This is a genomic window from Pseudomonas sp. SORT22 (genome assembly GCF_018417635.1).
GTDB lineage: Bacteria > Pseudomonadota > Gammaproteobacteria > Pseudomonadales > Pseudomonadaceae > Aquipseudomonas.
Window position 1 is genome coordinate 4,084,509 of sequence record NZ_CP071007.1, and the last position, 15,731, is coordinate 4,100,239.

Annotated in this window: 13 protein-coding genes; 2 read left to right on the forward strand and 11 right to left on the reverse strand. The window is 60.3% G+C overall.

Going from position 1 to position 15,731, the window contains the following annotated elements; genetic code table 11:
* Window positions 1–25 precede the first annotated feature (25 nt).
* Window positions 26–886 carry a pirin family protein gene (locus tag JYG36_RS18670; protein ID WP_213601997.1) on the forward strand — a complete coding sequence of 287 codons (861 nt, stop codon included), beginning with the start codon at window positions 26–28 and terminating at the stop codon, window positions 884–886.
* An 84-nt stretch (window positions 887–970) separates the two neighbouring features.
* Here JYG36_RS18670 and JYG36_RS18675 read toward each other — a convergent pair whose 3' ends face one another.
* From JYG36_RS18675 to JYG36_RS18690, 4 genes are all read right to left on the reverse strand, one after another.
* Complete coding sequence (locus tag JYG36_RS18675; protein ID WP_213601999.1) at window positions 971–1,696, reverse strand: dienelactone hydrolase family protein; 726 nt, start codon at window positions 1,694–1,696, stop codon at window positions 971–973.
* Window positions 1,697–1,752: 56 nt separating this feature from the next.
* Entirely contained in the window at window positions 1,753–3,657 is a 1,905-nt protein-coding gene (htpG, locus tag JYG36_RS18680; protein ID WP_093385340.1) for a molecular chaperone HtpG, read from the reverse strand.
* 94 nt (window positions 3,658–3,751) lie between these two features.
* Window positions 3,752–4,213: a PaaI family thioesterase gene (locus JYG36_RS18685; RefSeq protein WP_045202202.1), complete on the reverse strand. Its 462-nt coding sequence runs from the start codon at window positions 4,211–4,213 to the stop codon at window positions 3,752–3,754.
* Window positions 4,210–4,686 carry a PaaI family thioesterase gene (locus JYG36_RS18690; RefSeq protein WP_213602001.1) on the reverse strand — a complete coding sequence of 159 codons (477 nt, stop codon included), beginning with the start codon at window positions 4,684–4,686 and terminating at the stop codon, window positions 4,210–4,212. Before JYG36_RS18690 ends, JYG36_RS18685 begins: the two co-directional genes overlap by 4 nt.
* A gap of 152 nt (window positions 4,687–4,838) precedes the next feature.
* On the opposite strand from JYG36_RS18690, the gene JYG36_RS18695 reads away from it, so the two are divergent.
* Window positions 4,839–5,114, forward strand: a complete 276-nt coding sequence (locus tag JYG36_RS18695; RefSeq protein WP_045202206.1) for a hypothetical protein — start codon at window positions 4,839–4,841, stop codon at window positions 5,112–5,114.
* An 86-nt stretch (window positions 5,115–5,200) separates the two neighbouring features.
* Here JYG36_RS18695 and JYG36_RS18700 read toward each other — a convergent pair whose 3' ends face one another.
* From JYG36_RS18700 to JYG36_RS18730, 7 genes are all read right to left on the reverse strand, one after another.
* Window positions 5,201–5,941 carry a DUF599 domain-containing protein gene (locus JYG36_RS18700; RefSeq protein ID WP_045202208.1) on the reverse strand — a complete coding sequence of 247 codons (741 nt, stop codon included), beginning with the start codon at window positions 5,939–5,941 and terminating at the stop codon, window positions 5,201–5,203.
* A gap of 189 nt (window positions 5,942–6,130) precedes the next feature.
* Window positions 6,131–7,444, reverse strand: a complete 1,314-nt coding sequence (gene brnQ, locus JYG36_RS18705) for a branched-chain amino acid transport system II carrier protein (RefSeq protein WP_045202210.1) — start codon at window positions 7,442–7,444, stop codon at window positions 6,131–6,133.
* A gap of 354 nt (window positions 7,445–7,798) precedes the next feature.
* Window positions 7,799–8,683 carry a succinate--CoA ligase subunit alpha gene (gene sucD / locus JYG36_RS18710; RefSeq protein WP_045200545.1) on the reverse strand — a complete coding sequence of 295 codons (885 nt, stop codon included), beginning with the start codon at window positions 8,681–8,683 and terminating at the stop codon, window positions 7,799–7,801.
* Window positions 8,683–9,849 (reverse strand): ADP-forming succinate--CoA ligase subunit beta, encoded by a 1,167-nt coding sequence (sucC, locus tag JYG36_RS18715; RefSeq protein WP_010224674.1) that lies wholly within the window; start codon window positions 9,847–9,849, stop codon window positions 8,683–8,685. Before sucC ends, sucD begins: the two co-directional genes overlap by 1 nt.
* A 175-nt stretch (window positions 9,850–10,024) precedes the next feature.
* A complete protein-coding gene (gene lpdA, locus JYG36_RS18720; RefSeq protein WP_038996215.1) occupies window positions 10,025–11,461 on the reverse strand; it encodes a dihydrolipoyl dehydrogenase in 1,437 nt (478 codons plus the stop codon).
* A 105-nt stretch (window positions 11,462–11,566) separates the two neighbouring features.
* On the reverse strand, window positions 11,567–12,787 hold the full coding sequence (odhB, locus tag JYG36_RS18725) for a 2-oxoglutarate dehydrogenase complex dihydrolipoyllysine-residue succinyltransferase (RefSeq protein ID WP_045200542.1): 1,221 nt from the start codon (window positions 12,785–12,787) through the stop codon (window positions 11,567–11,569).
* Window positions 12,788–12,829: 42 nt separating this feature from the next.
* Window positions 12,830–15,661: a 2-oxoglutarate dehydrogenase E1 component gene (locus JYG36_RS18730; RefSeq protein WP_045200540.1), complete on the reverse strand. Its 2,832-nt coding sequence runs from the start codon at window positions 15,659–15,661 to the stop codon at window positions 12,830–12,832.
* Between the last annotated feature and the right edge of the window lie 70 nt (window positions 15,662–15,731).

A 15,731-nucleotide genomic window follows, 5' to 3' on the forward strand; every position in this document is an offset into this window, starting at 1 on the left:
TTTCCCTGCTGGCCTGGAGCACACCGTGAGCCTTCCCCTGGTCATCCGCCCTCGCGCCGAATCGGTCGAAGGCCAACCTATCCTACGCCCCCTGCCCTCGGCCCAGTGCCGCAGCGTCGGGCCGTTCGTGTTCTTCGACCACATGCTCGAAACCGACTACCCGGCCGGGCGCGGCATGAACATCCGCCAGCACCCGCATATCGGCCTGTCGACCCTCACCTACCTGTTCGAGGGCGAAATCCAGCACAAGGACAGCCTGGGCTCGGATCAACGGGTCAAGGCCGGTGAAGTCAGCTGGATGACTGCCGGCAGCGCCATCGCCCATGTCGAGCGCACGCCGGCCGAACTGCTGCCTGGCAGCTCGCGATTGCACGGTTTGCAGGTGTGGCTGGCATCGCCCAAAGCGCATGAGCAAGGCCCGGGGCACTACAGCCATCATCCGGCGGCGAGCCTGCCGGTCAGTGACAGCCTGGGGGTGCGCATTCGCATGATTGCCGGCAGCGGCTTTTGCCTGCAATCGCCGGTGCCGGTGTTGTCACCGACCCTGTATGCGCTGGTGCAGATGCAGGCGGCCACTACCCTGACGGTGCCCACCGAGCATGCCGAGCGTGCGCTGTATGTACTGGATGGCGAAGTCAGCCTCGACAATGAAGCGCTCGAGCCGTGCAGCCTGGTGATCTTGCCGCACGGTGAAGAGATGAGCCTGTATGCCGACAGCGAAAGCCAGTTGGTGCTGTTTGGCGGGGCGCCGCTGGACGGGCCGCGGCGGATGAACTGGAATTTTGTTGCCAGCGATCCGGCGCTGATCGAGCAGGCGCGGGCACGCTGGGCGGCCGGGGAGTGGCCGACGGTGCCGGGGGAAACTGAAAGGATCGAGCTGCCTTGAGGTTATCGCGAGCGCTACGCGGTCGATCGCCGGCAAGGCTGGCGCCCACAAGGTCAAGTGTGGGAGCCAGCCTTGCCCCTTCACTCAGCGCTGGAACACGTCATCGAGCAAATTGTACATCGCCCGGAACGCGCGCTTGGATGTGCGGGCGTCGTACTTCATCTTGCCGGGAATGTTCGCCGCGATATCGGTGAACGAATGCACCGCGCCGCCATAGCTGATCAGTTGCCAATCGACCTTGGCCGCATCCATCTCGACTTCGAAGGCCGGCAACTGCTCTTTGGGCACGAACGGGTCGGCGGCGCCATGCAGCACCAGCATCGAAGCCTTGACCTTGCCTTCTACCGCCGGCAGCGGCGTATCGAGGGTGCCGTGGAACGACACCGCAGCCAGCAGGCGGGCATCTTCGCGGGCCAGCTCCAGGGCGCAGCAACCGCCGAAGCAGAAGCCGAAGGTGGCCAGCTTGCCAGGCTCCAGTACCGCCTTCGATTGCCCCAGCAACTGGTCCAGCGCCGCCTTCAGGCGCTTGCGCAGCTCGACGCGGTCGTTCTTCAGCGGCATCATCGCCGCCCCTGCTTCATCCATGTTCGACGGTCGCAGGGTCTGGCCGTAGATGTCGGCCAGCAACACCACATAGCCCTGAGCGGCGACTTCGCGGGCGATACGCTCGGCGCCCTCGCCCACCCCCATCCAGTTTGGTGCCATCAAAAGCCCAGGCTGTTCGCGGGCGCCCTGGGTAAAGAACAAGCGGCTCTCATAGGCTTTGCCGGCAACATGATAGACCAGCGATTCGACGGTAACCTTGCTCATGCACTCCTCCTTGCACAATGAAAAAAGCCCGCCGAAGCGGGCTTTCCTGCAACTACTTAAGCCGACAATTCGACCAGCAGCTTGTTCAGGCGACGAACGTACGCCGCCGGGTCCTTGAGGCTATCGCCCGCCGCCAGCGCGGCCTGATCGAAGAGGATGTGCGAGAAGTCGGCGAAACGGTCTTCGCTCTGCTCGTTGTCCAGCTTCTCGATCAGCGGGTGGCCCGGGTTGAATTCGAAGATCGGCTTGGAGTCCGGCACCTTCTGCCCGCTGGCTTCGAGGATCTGGCGCATCTGCAGGCCCAGGTCCTGTTCACCGATGGCCAGGATCGCCGGCGAATCGGTCAGGCGGTGCGACACGCGCACTTCGCTGACGCTCTCGCCCAGCGCCGCCTTGAGGCGCTCGACCAGGCCTTCTTTCTCCTTGGCGACTTCTTCCTGGGCTTTCTTGTCCTCTTCAGAGTCCAGCTTGCCCAGGTCCAGGTCACCGCGGGCGACGTCGACGAAGCTCTTGCCGTCGAATTCGCTCAGGTAGCTCATCAGCCACTCGTCGATACGGTCGGTCAGCAGCAGCACTTCGATGCCTTTCTTGCGGAAGACTTCCAGGTGCGGGCTGTTCTTGACCTGCGCGTAGGATTCGCCGGTGAGGAAGTAGATCTTGTCCTGACCTTCCTTGGCGCGGGCCAGGTAGTCGGCCAGGGCAACGCTCTGCTCGCCGCTTTCGTCATGGGTGGAGGCGAAACGCAGCAGGCCGGCGATCTTTTCCTTGTTGGCGAAGTCTTCAGCCGGGCCTTCTTTCATCACCTGGCCAAAGTTCTTCCAGAAGCCCTTGTACTGCTCAGGCTCGTTCTTGGCCAGCTTCTCGAGCATGTCCAGCACGCGCTTGGTCAGCGCCGACTTCATCGAATCGATGATCGGGTCTTTCTGCAGGATTTCGCGCGAAACGTTCAGCGACAGGTCGTTGGAATCGACCACGCCCTTGATGAAACGCAGGTACAGCGGCAGGAAGGATTCTGCCTGGTCCATGATGAACACACGCTGCACGTACAGCTTCAGGCCGCGTGGCGCTTCACGCTGGTACAGGTCGAACGGGGCGCGGGCCGGTACGTAGAGCAGCGAGTTGTACTCAAGCTTGCCTTCGACCTTGTTGTGGCTCCAGGCCAACGGGTTCTCGAAGTCGTGACCGATGTGCTTGTAGAACTCCTGGTATTCCTCGTCCTTGATCTCGGTACGCGGACGGGTCCACAGGGCGCTGGCGCGGTTGACGGTTTCCCATTCTTCGGCCGGCTTTTCTTCACCTTCGCCGGCTTCGACCTGTTTTGGCAGCTCGATCGGCAAGGCGATGTGGTCGGAGTACTTCTTGACGATGTTGCGCAGGCGCCAGCCGTCGGCGAACTCTTCTTCACCTTTTTTCAGGTGCAGGACGATGCGCGTACCGCGCTCGGCCTTGTCGACAGTGGCAACTTCAAAGTCACCCTCGCCCTTGGACGACCAGTGCACGCCCTCGGCAGCTGGCAGGCCGGCGCGGCGGCTGAATACGTCGACCTTGTCGGCGACGATAAAGGCCGAATAGAAGCCCACGCCGAACTGACCGATCAGGTGCGAGTCCTTCTTCTGGTCGCCGGTGAGGTTTTTCATGAAGTCGGCGGTGCCGGACTTGGCGATGGTGCCCAGGTGCGCGATGACCTCTTCGCGGCTCATGCCGATGCCGTTGTCTTCGAGGGTGACGGTGTTGCCGTCCTTGTCGAAGCTCAGGCGGATTTTAAGCTCGGCGCCGCCTTCGAGCAGCTCTGGCTTGGCCAGGGCTTCGAAGCGCAGTTTATCGACGGCGTCGGAGGCGTTGGAAATCAGTTCGCGAAGGAAGATTTCCTTGTTCGAATACAGGGAATGGATCATGAGGTGCAGCAGTTGCTTCACCTCGGTCTGGAAGCCCAGGGTTTCTTTTTGAGTTTCCACACTCATGGTCTTCAACACTCCGATCTGATGGCAGTTGTCGTTGGGCAGGCCGGCGGCCTGCTTTCACGGCGGGATGCACAACAGATGGGGGTGGCTGGGGCTATTTCAAGGGCGAAGTCATTTCTTCGATCTTGAAATGCGCGCGCGCCGTGGCAATCGGTTCGTCCGCGTCGCCCTGCCAGGCGGTTATGGCCACGTTGGTTACCCGCCGGCCCTGGCGCCATAGCTGGCAGCGGGCGTAGGTGTCGCGGTAGTGGCCGGCGCGCAGGTAGTCGATGGAAAAGTCGATGATCTTCGGGATCGCCGCGCTTTCGCTGAAAATCAGCAGGTACAGCGCCGCCGACAGCTCCATGAAGCCTGCGATCACCCCGCCGTGGATCGCCGGCAGCAACGGATTGCCAATGTTGTCCTGGCTGGCCGGCAGGCAAAACAACAGGTCATCGCCCTGGCGGCTGCACTGGATACCAATCAATCCGGCATAAGGGATCAACTGCAGCAGCGGCTCATAATTGCCTTCGGCATGGGCCTGGCGCAGTTGCTGGTGTACCTCTGGCGGAATCATTGGCCGCTCCCCTTGAGCTTGCTGGCGAAATTCAGGCCGCCCTTGATACCCTTGCCCAGGCGCATGAAAGTGCCAACCACCTGGGCGATCGGCTGCTCCGGGTCGTCCTGGTAGGCCAGCCCACGGGTGAAAATCACATCGCGAGAAACGCGGTAGCAGTAGGCATGGCCGAAGATGTCCTTGCCGGCCTCGGCCGGCTGCATGTAGTCGATGCGCAGGTCTAGCGTCGGGCATACCTCGAACTCAGACAGCGCACAAAGAGTAGCCATGCCGCAGGTGGTGTCCATCAGGGTGGTCACCGCCCCGCCGTGCACGGCGCCGGTCTGTGGGTTGCCGACGATCTTCGTCGAGTACGGCAACACCAGGGTCATGCCTTGGGCATCAGCGTGATGCACGCGCATCTGCAGCACCTGGCAATGTCGCAATGCCGAGAGAAAACGTTCGGCCATTGCCAGCAAAGAAGTGTCGGTCATTTGAAAAACTCCCGGGCCATTGAGAACATGCACACAGTCTGGCAAATGTCCATATAGAACCATTTGTTATATATCTGTATTGTGCGCGGAACTTCTACCGGTTACTTGAGCTCGAAGGAACAAGTAACTTATTCCACAAGGAGAAACACCCCATGCGTAAACCTTTTGCTTTTGCCGTTATGCTCGCCGCTGCTCTGGGCCTGGCCGCTTGCGATAAAGCCAGCGAGAACAAAGCCCAAGATGCTCAACAACACGCCGAGCAAGCCCAAGAGAAGATGGGTGAAGCTCAGGATAAAGTGAACGAGGCCGCGAAAGAAAACGCCGAAGCCGCCAAAGATCAGGCCGAAGCGCAACAGAAAGCCGCTGAAGAAGCTGCAAAAGAAGCTGCACCTGCTGCTCCAGCTACTCCTGCCGAGCCTGCCAAGTAAGCAAGCCCGCCGGAATAAAAAAACCCGACGCTGTCGGGTTTTTTTATGCCTGTTGCAATAGGGTTAAACGATTCAGTCAATAACCTTCAGGCGAGGTTCTCTTTGCCGGGTTCCGCCACCGGCGCTTCGGTCGGGGTATAGACCATCACATCGAGCACATCGGAGTGGAATTCACGGCGATACAGCACCAGCACTACCCCGGTACTCATCAACATAAACAACCAGGGGCTGATAAACCAGCAGAGCATGGCCATGCCGAAGTAATAGGAACGCAGGCCAAAGTTGAACTGGTTGGCGGCCAGGGAAATAACCTTGGCCGCTCTAAGGGCAAAGGCCTTGCGCTCAAGTTCGCTGACCTGACGCTCGCCGATCATCGGCGCCGAACCCACCAATACGGCGGCGAAGTTGTATTGACGCATGCACCAGCTGAAAGTGAAGAAGGCGTACACAAATACCATCGCCAGGCACAGCAACTTGATTTCCGACATGCCCTGGGACGCCTGCTGCACCAGCGGCAGGTCTGCCAGCAACGATACCGCACGGTCTGATGCGCCGAGCACGGTGAGAATACCGGCCAGGATGATCAAGGTGCTGGAGGCAAAGAACGAGGCGTTGCGCTCCAGGTTACCGATCACGCTGGCATCGGCGATGCGGTTGTCACGCAGCAGCATGCGGCGCATCCAGTCTTCGCGGTACAGGTGCAGCACGCTGGCCAGGCAAGCGGTATCGCGGCCCTTCCAGGTGGCATAACGGGTGTATCCGCCCCAGCAGACAACGAACCAGCAGGCGGCCAGCAAGTGGATCAGATTGCTTTGAATGAAGCTCATGCAAGGTCCTGATTGAAGTTTCGAGCACAATAAAGCCCATTGACCGGCTTTCGACGCTTTAGCGCAGAAAAAGACACGTCTGCGGTGCAGAAACGAAAAAGCCCCGCGTCCTTGCGGACACGGGGCTCGGAATTTGCCGTGACGGTCACCCTGTTGGCTTGTGGCCGGTGTCCGTCATAGGGCCAATTCTCAGGCCAGCACTTCGCGTGGCTTGCCAAGCATGCGGTCACACACCACCGCAACGCCCAGGGCCACTACCGACGGTACCAGCCAGGCCAGGCCCTGCTCGCTCAGCGGCAGGTGGGCGAGGATTTCCGGCAGTTCGCTGGCCAGGGCGGTGCCCTTGATGGCATCGATCATGCCGAACAGCAGCGAAACCAGCATCACCGGCGCGAGGATGCGTACCTCGGAATTCCACAGTTCTTTGCAGAAGCTCAGGCCTACGACCACGATGCACGGCGGGTAGATAGCCGTCAGCACCGGAATCGAGAACATGATCAGCTTGGTCAGGCCGAGGTTGGAGATCAGCAGCGAGAAGCCGGCAAGGATCACCACCAGGGTGCGGTACGACAGCGGCAGTACCTGGCTGAAATACTCGGCACAGGCGCAGGTCAGGCCAACGGCGGTCACCAGACAGGCCAGGGCGATCAGCACGGCCAGGAAGCCGCTGCCCAGCGAGCCGAAGGTGTGCTGTACATAGGCATGCAGTACCGCTGCGCCGTTGCTGGCACCGGCGGCGATTTCATGGCTGCCGGCACCCAGGCGGAACAGGCTGATGTACACCAGGGCCAGGCCGACCCCGGCGATCAGGCCGGCGATGATCGCGTAGCGGGTGATCAGCCGCGGCGATTCGACACCGCGCGAACGGATGGCGTTGACGATGACGATACCGAACACCAGGGCGCCGAGGGTATCCATGGTCAGGTAACCATTGATGAAGCCCTGGGAGAACGGTGCGGCAACGTAGGCCGGCTGCGCTTCACCGATACCACCGGCGGGCAGCATGAACGCGGCGATGCCGAGTGCGGCCAGGGCGATGATCTTCAGCGGCGCGAGGAAGCGACCGACGGTGTCGAGCAACTTGCCCGGGTACATGGACACCGCCAGCACCACCAGGAAGTACACCAGGCTGTAGATAAACAGGGCCAGCGGGCTTTCACCGGTCAGCGGCGCAACACCCACCTCGAAGGATACGGTGGCGGTACGCGGAGTGGCGAACAGCGGGCCTACCGACAGGTAGCACACCGCCGCCAGCAGGCCGCCGGCGACCTTGCCGATCGGGCTGCTCAGGGCATCCATGCCGCCGCCGACCTTGGCCAGGGCGACAACAGTGATAACCGGCAGGCCCACAGCAGTGATCAGGAAACCCAGCGCCGCCATCCACACGTGTGGACCGGATTGCAGACCGACGATAGGTGGGAAAATGATATTGCCCGCGCCGACGAACAAAGCGAACGTCATAAAACCAAGTGCCAGGATGTCCTGGCCTTTTAAAACTTTCATTAAGGAAATACCACACTGCTGAAATCGGGATTTAGAGAGGGATTTCCCCTTGGGTGAGGGAAATGCTGCCTGGCTGGATGAGCCAGACCCGTTTAGCGTGTCGTTCCCTTTTGGGGAGCGGGCACAAAATGAGTGCATAGGTTAACGAATTTGTCACAGAAACGCACTGCTGCAGGGCTGCTTGTCCGATGTGTGAATATGCGTGTCGCTTGCGCGACAGCCTCAAGCGGCAAGTTAGAAGCCGCATGCTTGCCGCAATACCCTCTTGCAGCTTGAAGCTTGCCCCTTGCCGCTGCTGCCCGGTAAACAAAAAAGGCCACCCGAAGGTGGCCTTTCTTGTTTACCGGGCAGTGCTTACTTCTTCACTTCCCAGCCAGTCAGCTCGGCCAGGGCCTTGCCGATGTCTGCCAGCGAACGCACGGTTTTCACACCAGCGTCCTGCAGCGCAGCGAATTTCTCGTCTGCAGTGCCTTTGCCGCCGGAGATGATGGCGCCAGCGTGGCCCATACGCTTGCCCGCAGGAGCGGTAACACCAGCGATGTAGGAAACCACAGGCTTGGTGACGTTGGCCTTGATGTAGGCAGCTGCTTCTTCTTCAGCCGAACCGCCGATCTCGCCGATCATGACGATCGCTTCGGTCTTCGGGTCTTCCTGGAACAGCTTCAGGATGTCGATGAAGTTGGAGCCCGGGATCGGGTCGCCACCGATACCGACGCAGGTGGACTGACCGAAACCGGCGTCAGTGGTCTGCTTGACCGCTTCGTAGGTCAGGGTGCCGGAACGCGAAACGATACCGACCTTGCCTGGCAAGTGGATGTGACCTGGCATGATGCCGATCTTGCACTCGCCCGGAGTGATGACGCCTGGGCAGTTAGGGCCGATCAGGGTAACACCCAGCTCGTCGCACTTGACCTTGGCATCGAGCATGTCCAGGGTAGGAATGCCTTCGGTGATGCAGACGATCAGCTTGATGCCGCCGAAGGCAGCTTCCAGGATCGAGTCCTTGCAGAAAGGAGCTGGAACGTAGATGACCGACGCATCAGCGCCGGTAGCTTCTACTGCTTCTTTCACAGTGTTGAACACTGGCAGGCCCAGGTGGGTGGAGCCACCCTTGCCTGGCGTCACGCCGCCGACCATCTTGGTGCCGTAGGCGATGGCTTGCTCGGAGTGGAAAGTACCTTGCGAGCCGGTGAAGCCCTGGCAGATGACTTTGGTGTCTTTATTGATCAGGACGCTCATTACTTGCCCTCCGCAGCTTTGACAACTTGTTGAGCAGCGTCGGTCAGGCTGGTTGCCGCAATGATGTTCAAACCGCTTTCTGCCAGTACTTTAGCACCCAGTTCAGCGTTGTTGCCTTCCAGACGAACAACAACCGGTACCTTGACGCCGACTTCTTTCACAGCGCCGATGATGCCTTCGGCAATCATGTCGCAACGAACGATGCCGCCGAAGATGTTGACCAGAACGGCCGCGACATTGCTGTCGGACAGAATGATCTTGAAGGCTTCGGTAACGCGCTCTTTGGTAGCACCACCACCTACGTCGAGGAAGTTGGCTGGCTTGCCGCCGTGCAGGTTGACGATGTCCATGGTACCCATGGCCAGGCCGGCACCGTTGACCATGCAGCCGATGTTGCCTTCCAGGGCCACGTAGTTCAGCTCGAAGCTGGCAGCGTGGGCTTCACGAGGATCGTCTTGCGACGGGTCGTGGAAGGTTTTCAGCTTAGGCTGACGGTACATGGCGTTAGCGTCGATGTTGATCTTGGCATCGAGGCAGTGCAGGTCGCCGTCGGCCTTGATGACCAGCGGGTTTACTTCCAGCAGGGCCAGGTCGTGTTCTTTGAACAGCTTGGCCAGGCCTACGAAAATCTTGGCGAACTGAGCAACTTGCTTGCCTTCCAGACCCAGCTGGAACGCCAGTTCACGACCCTGGAATGGCTGAGCGCCAACCAGTGGATCGATAGTAGCCTTGATGATCTTCTCAGGAGTCTCGTGAGCGACTTTCTCGATGTCCACGCCACCTTCGGTGGAAGCCATGAACACGATACGGCGGCTCGAACGGTCGACTACAGCGCCCAGGTACAGCTCTTTGGCGATGTCAGTGCAGGATTCGACCAGGATCTTGGTCACTGGCTGACCGTTGGCGTCGGTCTGGTAGGTTACCAGACGCTTGCCCAACCATTGCGCAGCGAACGCCTTGGCGTCTTCCTTGCTGCGAACCAGCTTGACGCCGCCCGCTTTACCGCGACCACCGGCGTGGACCTGGGCTTTGACAACCCACTCGGTGCCACCGATCTTGTCGCAGGCTTCTGCGGCAGCTTCAGGGGTGTCGACTGCGAAACCCTTGGAAACTGGCAGGCCGTATTCAGCGAACAGCTGCTTACCCTGATACTCGTGAAGATTCATGCTTTTTACCGTCTTCGTTAGGTACTGCGCTTCGGCGCTGCGCTCCATGGGAGTGCCGCGCCACCTGTGACCACTTGCCCCCGGTATGCTCCGGGAGTTCGAGTCCGGCGGACTTTCCGCGGTGAGTCATGCACGCAAGACTCACGACGGGCCACCCGCCGTGGTTTCTTATTGTTTAACGCTTCTTACGGTTGGCAACGTGAATGGCACCGCCATTCACAGCCAGCGCGGCTTCATGCAGCGCTTCGGACAGGGTCGGATGGGAGAAAACCATCATGCCCAGGTCTTCGGCGCTGGTGCCGAATTCCATTGCGATTGCACCCTGCTGCACCAGTTCGGCAGCCGATGGGCCAATCACGTGTACACCCAGGACGCGGTCGGTCTTGGCATCGGCGATGACCTTGACGAAACCACCGGTGTCGTTGGCAGCCATCGCACGGCCGCTGGCCGCGAACGGGAAGGTGCCCACGTTAACCTCAACGCCTTCGGCCTTCAAGGTCTGTTCGGTTTTACCGACCCATGCGATTTCCGGGTGGGTGTAGATAACCGACGGGATCAGGTCGTAGTTCATCTGGGCTTTGTGGCCCTTGATGCGCTCGACGACCATGATGCCCTCTTCCGAGGCCTTGTGCGCCAGCATCATGCCACGAACCACGTCACCGATGGCGTAAACGCCCGGTACGCTGGTCGCGCAGTGATCGTCGACGAAGATGAAACCACGCTCGTCGATGGTCACGCCGCTGTCGGCAGCCAGCAGATCGGTGGTCACCGGACGACGGCCGACCGCAACGATCAGCTTGTCGAAGGTGATCTTCTGCTCGCCGTTGGCGTCGGTGTAGGTCACTTCGACTTCAGCGCCGTTGACCTTCGAGCCGGTCACGCGAGCGCCCAGCTTGATGTCCAGGCCTTGCTTGGTCAGGGTTTTCAGCGCTTCCTTGGAGACAGCGGCGTCAGCGGCCATCAGGAAGGTGTCCAGGGCTTCGAGGACGGTGACTTCTGCGCCCAGGCGAGCCCAGACCGAACCCAGTTCCAGGCCGATCACGCCAGCACCGATCACGCCCAGGCGCTTAGGTACGGTTTGGAATTCCAGGGCGCCGGTGGAGTCGACGATGACATTCTGGTCGACCGGAGCCGGTGGAATGTCGATCGGACGCGAACCGGAAGCCAGGATGACGTTCTCGGCTTCGATGATTTCGGTGGTGCCGTCAGCCTTGGTGACTTCGACTTTCTTGCCAGCCAGCAGTTTACCGTGGCCCTGGATCGAGGTGACGCCGTTGGCCTTGAACAGGGTGGCAACACCGCCGGTCAGGTTTTTGACGATGCCAGCCTTGCGGCCAACCATCGCGGCGACGTCCATCTTCACTTCGCCAGTGGAGATACCGTGGACGTTGAAGCTCTCTTTGGCTTCCTTGTATTTCCAGGAGCTGTCCAGCAGCGCCTTGGAAGGAATGCAACCCACGTTCAGGCAGGTACCGCCGAGGGCCAGCTTGCCTTCGCCGTCAGTGTACTTCTCGATACAGGCAGTGCTCAGACCGAGTTGCGCAGCCTTGATGGCAGCTACGTAGCCGCCAGGACCTGCGCCAATCACTACCACATCAAATTTTTGCGACATTCAGAAAATCCTCTTTAAAGCTGCAAGCGATAAGCTGCAAGCCACACGCTCAAGCGCAAACCGTTCAGGCTTGCCGCTTGAAGCTTGCAGCTTGCAGCTGCTCAATCAGATATCCAGCAGCAGACGAGCCGGGTCTTCCAGCAGGTTCTTGATGGTCACCAGGAAGGTCACGGCTTCTTTACCGTCGATCAGACGGTGGTCGTAGGACAGTGCCAGGTACATCATCGGGCGGATCACGACCTGACCGTTAACGGCCATAGGACGCTGGATGATGTTGTGCATGCCCAGGATCGCAGCCTGCGGCGGGTTGACGATCGGGGTCGACATCATCGAACCAAAGGTACCACCGTTGGTGATGGTGAAGGTACCGCCGGTCATTTCGTCGATCGACAGTTTGCCGTCACGGGCTTTCTTGCCGAAGGTGGCGATGCCGTTCTCGATTTCAGCCAGGCTCATCTGCTCGGCGTTACGCAGTACCGGTACCACCAGGCCGCGGTCGCTGGAAACGGCAACGCCGATGTCCGCATAACCGTGGTAGACGATGTCGGAACCGTCGATCGAGGCGTTGACGGCCGGGAAGCGTTTCAGCGCTTCGGTGGCAGCCTTGACGAAGAACGACATGAAGCCCAGGCGTACGCCGTTGTGGGTCTTCTCGAACAGGTCCTTGTACTTCGAACGCAGGGCCATGACTTCGGTCATGTCGACTTCGTTGAAGGTGGTCAGCATGGCCATGTTCGACTGAGCTTCGACCAGGCGCTTGGCAACGGTTGCACGTACGCGAGTCATCGGTACACGCTTCTCGGTGCGATCGCCAGTGGCGACGACCGGGGCAGCGGCAGCAGCGGCTGGCTTGGCGGCAGGTGCGGCAGCCGGAGCGGATTTCTTCGCTTCGATGGCAGCAACCACGTCTTCCTTGGTGATGCGACCGTCTTTGCCGGTGCCCTTGATGCTGTTCAGGGCGATGCCGTTTTCTTCGGCCAGCTTGCGGGCAGCCGGAGCGCCGATGGCGTCTTCGTCGCCAGCAGCAGCGGCAGCAGGAGCAGCGGCGGCAGGCGCGGCAGCAGCGGCAGGCGCCGCGGCAGCAACACCACCTGCTTCGATCGAACCCAGGACTTCGTCGGACAGGACTGTTTCGCCCTCGCCCTTGACGATAGCGCCCAGCACGCCGTCAGCGGTAGCCAGTACTTCCAGGACAACCTTGTCGGTTTCGATGTCGACGATCAGCTCGTCACGCTTGACCGCTTCGCCCGGTTGCTTGTGCCAGGTGGCAACGGTGCCATCGGCAACCGATTCCGGGAAAGTAGGGGCTTTGATCTCGATAGCCATTATCAGTGGTTCCTTAAATTCGGTTTCTGGTGCGCGATGGCATTAAACGGTGAAGGCATCTTGCAGCAGTTTTTCCTGCTGCTCGGCGTGCATCGAAGCGTAACCACAAGCAGGTGCTGCCGAAGCATCGCGACCGGCGTACTCGAGGACCAGGTCCTTGTTGTGACGGGTCAGAATGCGACGCATGTGGTGTTGGCTGCTGTACCAGGCGCCCTGGTTCATTGGCTCTTCCTGGCACCACACCACATCTTTGAGATTGGTGTACGGCGCGAGGATTTCGACCAGGTCGTCTTCAGGGAACGGATACAGCTGCTCGATACGCACGATGGCGATATCTTCGCGGCCTTCGGCACGGCGTTTTTCCAGCAGATCGTAGTAGACCTTGCCGCTGCACAGAACCAGGCGCGTGACGTTCTTCGGATCGAGGGTATCGATTTCCGGGATCACGGTCTGGAACGAGCCTTCGGCCAGTTCTTCCAGGGTCGAGATGGCCAGTTTGTGGCGCAGCAGCGACTTTGGCGTCAGCACGATCAGCGGCTTGCGCAGCGGACGGATGACCTGACGACGCAGCAGGTGGTAGATCTGAGCCGGCGTGGTCGGTACGCAAACCTGGACGTTGTGCTCGGCGCACAGCTGCAGGTAACGCTCCAGACGTGCCGAGGAGTGCTCAGGCCCCTGCCCTTCATAACCGTGTGGCAGCAGCATGGTCAGACCGCACAGACGGCCCCACTTGTGCTCGCCGCTGGTGATGAACTGGTCGACAACCACCTGGGCACCGTTGGCGAAGTCGCCGAACTGGGCTTCCCAGATCACCAGCGCGTTCGGCGTGGTGGTGGAGTAGCCGTATTCGAAGGCCAGTACCGCTTCTTCCGAGAGGAAGGAGTCGTACAGGTCGAACTTAGGCTGACCGGCGTACAGGTTCTGCAGTGGCAGGTAGGTGCTGGCGTCTTTCTGGTTGTGCAGTACCGCGTGGCGGTGCGAGAAAGTGCCGCGACCGATATCCTGACCCGTCATGCGGATCGGATGACCTTCAAACAGCAGGGTCGCGTAGGCCATGGTTTCGGCGTAGCCCCAGTTGATCGGCAAGCCACCGGCCTGCATCTTCTGGCGATCTTCGTAGATCTTCGAAACCTGACGCTGAACCACGAAACCTTCCGGCAGCTCCAGCAGCTTGGCCGACAGTTCCTGCAGGGTCTTCAGATCGAAGCGGGTGTCGTGACGCGCGGTCCAGGTGTGACCCAGGTACGGACGCCAGTCGACGAACAGCTCTTTGTTCGGCTCTTTAACCAGGCTTTTTACTACGTGCAGGCCGTTATCCAGCGCGTTGCGGTACTCGTCGACCTTGGCCTGGACGCGCTCGGCGTCAAGACGACCCGACTGGGTCAGGGCTTCGGCGTAGAGTTCGCGGGTGGTGCGCTGTTTGGCGATCTGCTGGTACATCAGCGGCTGGGTGCCGTTCGGCTCGTCGGCCTCGTTGTGGCCGCGACGACGGTAGCAGACCAGGTCGATGACCACGTCACGCTTGAACTGCATGCGGTAATCGACCGCCAGCTGGGTCACGAACAGCACCGCTTCCGGATCATCACCGTTGACGTGCAGGATCGGCGCCTGAATCATCTTGGCGACGTCGGTGGCGTACTCGGTGGAACGCGAGTCCAGCGGGTTGCTGATGGTGAAACCAACCTGGTTGTTGATCACGATGTGCACGGTACCGCCGGTCTTGAAACCGCGGGTCTGCGACATCTGGAAGGTTTCCATGACCACGCCTTGACCGGCGAATGCCGCGTCACCGTGGATGGAAATCGGCAGTACCTTGTCGCCAACGGTGTCGTTGCGACGGTCCTGACGGGCACGTACCGAACCTTCAACCACTGGCGAGACGATCTCCAGGTGCGAAGGGTTGAACGCCATGGCCAGGTGAACTTCGCCACCGGCGGTCATCACGTTGGACGAGAAGCCCTGGTGGTATTTGACGTCACCGGAGCCCAGCTCGACCTTCTTCTTGCCTTCGAACTCGTCGAACAGGTCGCGCGGGTTCTTGCCGAAGGTGTTGACCAGGACGTTCAGACGGCCACGGTGAGCCATGCCGATGACAACTTCCTTGGTGCCGTAGGAACCGGAGCGTTGAATCAGCTCGTCCAGCATCGGAATCAGGCTTTCGCCGCCTTCCAGGCCGAAACGCTTGGTGCCCGGGTATTTGGTACCCAGGTATTTTTCCAGACCCTCGGCGGCGGTGACGCGCTCGAGCAGGTGGCTCTGAATATCCGCGGAGAAGACTGGACGCCCACGCACGCTCTCCAGACGCTGCTGGAACCAGCTGCGCTGCTCGGAGTCGACGATGTGGGTGAATTCGGCGCCAATGGTGCGGCAATATGTCTGCTGCAAAGCGTCGAAGATTTCGCGTAGGCTCGCTTCCTCTTTGCCGATGAACAGGTCGCCGGCACGGAAGGTCGTATCAAGATCGGCATTGGTCAAGCCGTAATGATTGATCGACAGGTCTACTGGCGCAGGGCGCTGCCACAACCCCAGGGGGTCGAGCTTAGCGGCTTGGTGGCCGCGCATACGGTAGGCCTGGATCAGTCGCAGAACTTCAACCTGCTTCTTCTCGTGTTCACTGCTCACGCTCCCGGCGGAAACCGGTTGGGCGCGGCGCTGGTTCTTTGCCAGCAGTACGAAATGGTCGCGGATTGTAGAGTGCGATACATCGGTAGCGGTGCTGCCTTCGGCGGGCAACTTCTGGAAGTAAGTGCGCCACTCTTCTGGCACAGCGTTAGGGTCGTGCAGGTAAAGCTCGTAGAGCTCTTCCACATATGCAGCGTTACCACCTGAAAGGTGGGCGCTATCCCACATGCGCTGCATCACGCTTTCTTGCATGCTTGGTCACCCTCGGTTAGGGGACGGATCGGCAAGAGCCACAGCACGCCTGGAAAAGTCCTAATGCAGC

Coding starts and splice junctions, on each gene's coding strand:
- JYG36_RS18700 (WP_045202208.1), bottom strand. CDS start 5,941: ATGAGCTTCATTCAAAGCAATCTGATCCACTTGCTGGCCGCCTGCTGG.
- JYG36_RS18690 (WP_213602001.1), bottom strand. CDS start 4,686: ATGACCGACACTTCTTTGCTGGCAATGGCCGAACGTTTTCTCTCGGCA.
- JYG36_RS18675 (WP_213601999.1), bottom strand. CDS start 1,696: ATGAGCAAGGTTACCGTCGAATCGCTGGTCTATCATGTTGCCGGCAAA.
- htpG (WP_093385340.1), bottom strand. CDS start 3,657: ATGAGTGTGGAAACTCAAAAAGAAACCCTGGGCTTCCAGACCGAGGTG.
- sucC (WP_010224674.1), bottom strand. CDS start 9,849: ATGAATCTTCACGAGTATCAGGGTAAGCAGCTGTTCGCTGAATACGGC.
- JYG36_RS18695 (WP_045202206.1), top strand. CDS start 4,839: ATGCGTAAACCTTTTGCTTTTGCCGTTATGCTCGCCGCTGCTCTGGGC.
- brnQ (WP_045202210.1), bottom strand. CDS start 7,444: ATGAAAGTTTTAAAAGGCCAGGACATCCTGGCACTTGGTTTTATGACG.
- odhB (WP_045200542.1), bottom strand. CDS start 12,787: ATGGCTATCGAGATCAAAGCCCCTACTTTCCCGGAATCGGTTGCCGAT.
- JYG36_RS18685 (WP_045202202.1), bottom strand. CDS start 4,213: ATGATTCCGCCAGAGGTACACCAGCAACTGCGCCAGGCCCATGCCGAA.
- lpdA (WP_038996215.1), bottom strand. CDS start 11,461: ATGTCGCAAAAATTTGATGTGGTAGTGATTGGCGCAGGTCCTGGCGGC.
- sucD (WP_045200545.1), bottom strand. CDS start 8,683: ATGAGCGTCCTGATCAATAAAGACACCAAAGTCATCTGCCAGGGCTTC.
- JYG36_RS18730 (WP_045200540.1), bottom strand. CDS start 15,661: ATGCAAGAAAGCGTGATGCAGCGCATGTGGGATAGCGCCCACCTTTCA.